Source organism: Phormidium pseudopriestleyi FRX01, assembly GCF_017313335.1.
Classification (GTDB): Bacteria; Cyanobacteriota; Cyanobacteriia; order Cyanobacteriales; family Laspinemataceae; genus Laspinema; species Laspinema pseudopriestleyi.
Window position 1 is genome coordinate 1 of record NZ_JAFLQW010000616.1, and the last position, 4,596, is coordinate 4,596.

Genomic DNA, 4,596 nt, shown 5'->3' on the forward strand with positions numbered 1-4,596 from the left:
AAGGGGAGGGGACAAGAGGTATTAGGAATTCCGGTCCCCCCCCTTAGCAAGGGGGGGCTAGGGGGGGTTCCGATGTTGAGGGATAAACCCACCAAACATTCAAATAGGAAATAGAGGCTTTTTACCCCCATCCCCTGGCATAAAGAGGACCCCACCCTAACCCTCCCCTTGCCAAGGGGAGGGGACAAGAGGTATTAGGAATTCCGGTCCCCCCCCTTAGCAAGGGGGGGCTAGGGGGGGTTCCGATGTTGAGGGGAAACCCGCCTGATTGTCGCCCGGTTGTCCCCCCCGTTGATTGCGAAATCTTGACCCCTCCCCTTGTAGCATCTATCATTAACCTAAACGTTTAACCCGTTTCCCCAACTAAACCCCATCCTTCCCCCAGGGAAATCCCAACCCTAAACGCGCCTATAACCACTGCTATCCCCCGAAAAAAAATGTCCAGATTTCTCCCTCCCCTCCCCAGGAAAAGAACCGGGCAAAAATCCCCCGTTTTGCTCAGTGCGGTTCTGCTGTCCATTGCCCTCTCTCTGGTATCCAGTCCCCAGGTTTCTGAGTTGAGACTGTCCGCTTCTCTCCGACAGCAGGGGAAACATCCGAGGCAGGGAAAGCAGAAGCAGATAGGTTACTCAATCAAGGGATTCAGCAATATAATCGGAGTGACTTTAGAGGGGCAATTCGGTCTTGGGAAACAGCCCTGGCAATCTATCAACAACTTGAAAATCGCCCAGGAATTGCCAAGTCTCTGAATAATCTGGGAATTGCTTACGAATCCCTAGGGCAATACCGGCAGGCGATTAATTTTTATCAGCAGTCTTTGGAGATTTTTCGACAGATAGAAAATCGCGCTGGTGAAGGCACTACTCTCACCAATTTCGGATATACCTTATTTCAACTCAACCAATTAACACCTGCTGAGACATTTTTGCGCGAAGCGATTGAAGTCCACGAATCCCTGCGGGAAGGATTGGACGATGAGCAAAAAGTCTCCCTCGCGGATATCCAATCCAATTCCTACCGAATTTTACAACAAGTTTTAATTGCCCAGAATAAACCCGATGATGCTTTAGAAATTTCTGAACGGGGGAGGGGGCGGGCGTTTGTGGAGTTATTGGCGGCGCGGCAATGGGTAGCAGATGAGTCCAATACCCCCCCTTCCGGCAGTGGAACCGCCAACGATCGCCGATATTCAACGCATCGCCGTCACCCAAAATGCCACCCTGGTTGAATATTCCCTGGTGGGTGACTATCAACTCTATATCTGGGTGATTCAACCCGGGGGAGAAGTGCATTTTACCTCGGTGAATCTGCAACCCCTGGACCAACAAAATACCTCCCTGACGCAGTTGGTGCGGAATACCCGAGAGAAAATAGAAAAGAAAGCTGAATCAATTCCTGAGTTGCGGCAGTTGCATGAACTCCTGATTGAACCGATCGCCTCATACCTTCCCGATGACCCCCAAGCGCGGGTGATTCTGTTTCCCCACGGTGAGTTATTTCTCCTGCCATTTCCCGCCCTGCAAGACTCAAATAACACCTATTTAATCCAAAAACATACCCTCCTGACGGCACCGGCAATTCAAGCATTAGACTTCTCCAAAAATCCCGGCAACCTCCCCGCCTCCCCCTCTGCTGCCTTAGTCGTCGGCAATCCCACTATGCCCCAGGTAGACCCCCCCCCTGTCGCCCTTGGGCGGTGCACAAGTGGAGGCAGAACAAATCGCCAAATTGCTGAAAACTCAGGCCCTGACGGGAGATGCGGCCACGAAAACGGCGATTTTACCTCAGTTATCCCAATCCGCAGTGATTCATCTGGCAACTCATGGGATTTTGGATGACAGGCGGGGGATGAATAGTGCGGTGGTGTTGGCATCGAGTATGCCTCCGGCAACCCCAGGGGGACTCCCCATTCTGCTGCAGAACCCGGAGGGGTTTCTCACAGCAGGGGAAATTGTCGAATTACAGATTCCCGCAGAGTTGGTGGTATTAAGTGCCTGCGACACCGGAGGCGGCACCATTACCGGGGATGGGGTGATTGGGTTATCCCGCGCTTGGTTGACTGCCGGGACTTCTACGGTATTGGTGTCTTTGTGGAAAATTGATGATGGGGTTTCCGGGAACGTGATGTCCCAATTCTATCAGCAATTGCAGAACAATCCCGATGCAGCAGCAGGGTTGCGTCAGGCGATGCTTAAAGCAATTGACGGCAATATTAATCTCAAAAATTGGGCGGCATTTACGGTCATTGGTGAGGCACAAGTGCCGTTTGTCTGGCAGCAATCCTCGTCGGGTTTCCCTGTCTCCTGGATTGAGTTGGCAATTGTGGCAGGGGTGGGGGTTGGGGGACTGATGGTGCTCACTCAGCGACACCGGGTGATGCCAAGGGTGATACATACCCTACAGACGATTTCCAAAACTCGGCAAGTCTGGATACCGGCGATCGCAGCAGTGGCGATCGTCTCTGGGGGAATCCTGGGAGTGCTGTGGTGGTTATCCACCCCGATTCTCTATGAAAATGCCACCTACGGGTTGAAAATGCAAGTCCCGCGTCAGTGGAGAATTCAAGAACCCCAAGACTCGATAACGGGAACTCTGGCAGTTTTCCTCGCGCCGCCCGAATCTGGCACTGCTCAATTTTACGAGAAAGTGAGTATCACCATAGAGGATTTATCTTCTGATCCCAAAACTTTGGAACAATATACAGATGCGGCAGTACAGGAAATTCGGGACTATGTGCCGGAGGTAGAGTTTCTGGTTCCTCCCCTCCCGATTACCCTAGGGAATCATCCCGCCTATCAAGTTATGTACACCGGCAAGATGGGGGAGGAAGAGGTGCAGCGAATGCTAGTGTGGGTTGTCAAAGAGGATCGGGCATATATAGTCAGTTATGAATCCGTAAAAGAGCAGTTTAATCGTGTATTTATTACAGTACAGGAAATGATTAAATCGTTGGAATTGGAGGAATAACTCTCCCGGGTTTTGAGTCTATAAAAACCCGCACCCTGAAGGGTGGGGCTATACGGACGAAGCCCGCCTGCGCGGGCTAAAGAGTGAATAAGTCTTTCACAACCGGATTTGGTATCCCAGAGATTTTTACCGATTCAAATTTGAATCAGAGGAGGAACAATGAACAATCAGAAAAGTGGAATCATTTTTTCCGTAATTGTAATTCTACAGGGTTTTTTATCCGCTTGTCAACCCGTGGATAGCTTACCCCGAGGGACAGATTATTCCTGCGATTTAACTCAGAATCCTCCGGCAACGATCGCCCGCACTTCTAAGGGAGATATTCCGGTAATTCGGTGGAAATCGACGTTTTTTGAAGGGTCTGGATATACGCCAGAGAACCGCTGCATGGAGGTTTCGGAACGGTTCCAAACCTATTATCAAACGGGATTATTGCATTATCTAACTACCGGCGTGCAGAATAATCAAGATATAATTTGTGTGACTCGAACCAATGGTGGGAATTGCAGTGGATTGTTGCTCACTTTGGAACCGGGGGATGATCCGGAACAGGTTCTCAATGATTTAGTTGACCCCAATGTTCGGACTATTGAACGGAGTGAAAGGACTGGGGGGAAGTTATATATTGAGTTGATTCCTGAGTTGAAAAGTCCGTAAGACAGAGGAGAAACCGGGGGGGTTTAAACCCCGCCTAATAGCTAAAGTCGGTTAAAACCGACTCAAGACTTTCATGCAATTGAGTCCTCCAGATGAGAAACCCGGTTTCTGGTCCCCTACCCCAGAAATGGTCCAATTGATAGAGAAGCGCTATAAAATGGATATAGCTTACCTGATGATTTGATGCTTATGACTACTATTTCTGTGCTGAATACTCCCCCTTTAGAAAGTGGCGATCGCCTGACTCGTTTTGAGTTTGAACGTCGCTACGATGCTGCACTGGATATTAAAAATGCTGAATTAGTTGAAGGAGTTGTTTTTGTGGCATCCCCCGTTCGTGCGAATCGACATGGTAACCCTCATGCGATTATGATGGCTTGGTTAGGCACTTATTGGATGGCGACACCGGGGGTAGGATTCTATGACAATGCCACGGTTCGTTTGGATGAAGAGAATGAACCTCAACCGGATGCTTTGTTACGCATTGAACCAGCAGTTGGGGGGAATTCTTGGATTACGGAGGATGACTATATTGGAGGTGCACCAGAATTGATTGTGGAAATTGCTGCTTCTAGTGCCAGTTATGACCTGAATGATAAGCTGAATGCCTATCAACGCAATGGGGTTCAAGAATATATTGTCTGGCAAATTTATGAGAATAAACTGGATTGGTTTATCTTACAAGAAGGTCGATATGTTTCCCTAGAGTCGGATGAACAGGGAATTTTGCGATCGCAAGTGTTTCCGGGTTTATGGTTGTCTGTAGAAGCCTTACGGCAAAAAGAGGGTGCGACTCTAAATGCTATTTTGCAGCAAGGGTTACAGACAGCAGAACATCAAGAATTTGTCCAGGGTTTGGCGCAGGTTTCAACAGAGTGAAGGAAAGGACAGTCAGAAACCGGGTTTCTTTACCCAATCTGTGACAATTAGCAAAAACTTAGGCGAGAAACCCGGTTTCTAGTCCCCTACCCC

5 protein-coding genes and 1 pseudogene are annotated in these 4,596 nt (G+C 49.2%); all 6 read left to right on the forward strand.

Annotated features, from left to right (window positions below):
- Positions 1-640: 640 nt before the first annotated feature.
- A pseudogene (locus tag J0895_RS26890) lies at positions 641-793 on the forward strand (tetratricopeptide repeat protein); the annotation flags it as partial.
- A 24-nt stretch (positions 794-817) separates the two neighbouring features.
- A complete protein-coding gene (locus J0895_RS23455) occupies positions 818-1,228 on the forward strand; it encodes a tetratricopeptide repeat protein (protein ID WP_242541544.1) in 411 nt (136 codons plus the stop codon).
- Positions 1,137-1,838 carry a CHAT domain-containing protein gene (locus J0895_RS26160; protein ID WP_277989894.1) on the forward strand — a complete coding sequence of 234 codons (702 nt, stop codon included), beginning with the start codon at positions 1,137-1,139 and terminating at the stop codon, positions 1,836-1,838. Before J0895_RS23455 ends, J0895_RS26160 begins: the two co-directional genes overlap by 92 nt.
- A complete protein-coding gene (locus J0895_RS26605; protein ID WP_277989895.1) occupies positions 1,729-2,967 on the forward strand; it encodes a CHAT domain-containing protein in 1,239 nt (412 codons plus the stop codon). The genes J0895_RS26160 and J0895_RS26605 overlap by 110 nt, the downstream gene beginning before the upstream one ends.
- A gap of 159 nt (positions 2,968-3,126) precedes the next feature.
- Positions 3,127-3,624, forward strand: a complete 498-nt coding sequence (locus tag J0895_RS23465; protein WP_207090408.1) for a COP23 domain-containing protein — start codon at positions 3,127-3,129, stop codon at positions 3,622-3,624.
- A gap of 189 nt (positions 3,625-3,813) precedes the next feature.
- Positions 3,814-4,503 carry a Uma2 family endonuclease gene (locus tag J0895_RS23470; protein WP_207090409.1) on the forward strand — a complete coding sequence of 230 codons (690 nt, stop codon included), beginning with the start codon at positions 3,814-3,816 and terminating at the stop codon, positions 4,501-4,503.
- Positions 4,504-4,596 lie beyond the last annotated feature (93 nt).

Bases quoted from the DNA above. Each gene is read 5' to 3' on its own strand.
- J0895_RS23465 (WP_207090408.1), top strand. From the start codon at position 3,127: ATGAACAATCAGAAAAGTGGAATCATTTTTTCCGTAATTGTAATTCTA.
- J0895_RS23470 (WP_207090409.1), top strand. From the start codon at position 3,814: ATGACTACTATTTCTGTGCTGAATACTCCCCCTTTAGAAAGTGGCGAT.
- J0895_RS26160 (WP_277989894.1), top strand. From the start codon at position 1,137: ATGAGTCCAATACCCCCCCTTCCGGCAGTGGAACCGCCAACGATCGCC.